Consider the following 768-nt stretch of genomic DNA (forward strand, 5'->3'; position numbering starts at 1 on the left):
ATCGCGAAGGGCATGACAATTGGAATTGAACACCGGCAAATCCGCCCGCCCAGGCGCACTTCGCAGCAATAACGTCGATGCCGCAAAAGTGCGCGGCTTGCGGCAGGTGGAATTTCCATTGCGTTTACCTCGGGTCGAACCGCGGCGCAGGCGTTCGCGCCGCGGTGAAAGGTCTCGCATTGGTGGACGTGCTCGAGGTCGGCCACGGGACACTGTTGCGTGGGATCGGCTCGCCCAAGCCATTCCCCGCCCACGCAAGCGCCCGAACCACACATCGCAGAAAAAGAGATCGTCCTTCAAGAGGAGTACTGAAATTGGGGAAAAGCGAAATTCCTCATGAACCGGTTGGCCCTGCTGTCCACGGGGACGGCGAGGCCCTTGCTTCCCCGTTCGTCAAATGCCTCCTGCGGCTCATTCGTACTCAGGATTCCTTCGGCTTATGGGAAGGCCATTCGGATGCCGAGCTGCTGGCCGAGTTCATCATCACCAAGCAACAGCAACGTGCGGTACCCTTTGGCGGCGATCCCGATCCTGACGCGCTGTGGAGGCTCGACATGTTTTACACCGCCGTAGCGCTTGCGATCGAGGAGCGCTCCGGCGTGTCGACGTCGCCGACAATAGAAATGAAACCCGTGGGGGCTTCCGGCGGTTGGGCGTTCTGTCGAGACGTCCACCGGTTCGGCTTCGAGACTTTCCGCAAACTTGCTGAGGCCGGTACGAAACTGGTCGACGATGCGACTGCAGCCATTGAAGCCTAGCCCGAGATGG

1 protein-coding gene is annotated in these 768 nt (G+C 60.3%); it reads left to right on the top strand.

Features of this window, described 5'->3' with window-relative positions:
* Positions 1 to 314: 314 nt before the first annotated feature.
* Positions 315 to 758, top strand: a complete 444-nt coding sequence (locus EN824_RS33440) for a DUF269 domain-containing protein (RefSeq protein WP_245458601.1) — start codon at positions 315 to 317, stop codon at positions 756 to 758.
* The last annotated feature ends 10 nt before the right edge of the window (positions 759 to 768 follow it).

The organism is Mesorhizobium sp. M8A.F.Ca.ET.181.01.1.1, assembly GCF_004792025.1.
Taxonomy (GTDB): Bacteria; Pseudomonadota; Alphaproteobacteria; order Rhizobiales; family Rhizobiaceae; genus Mesorhizobium.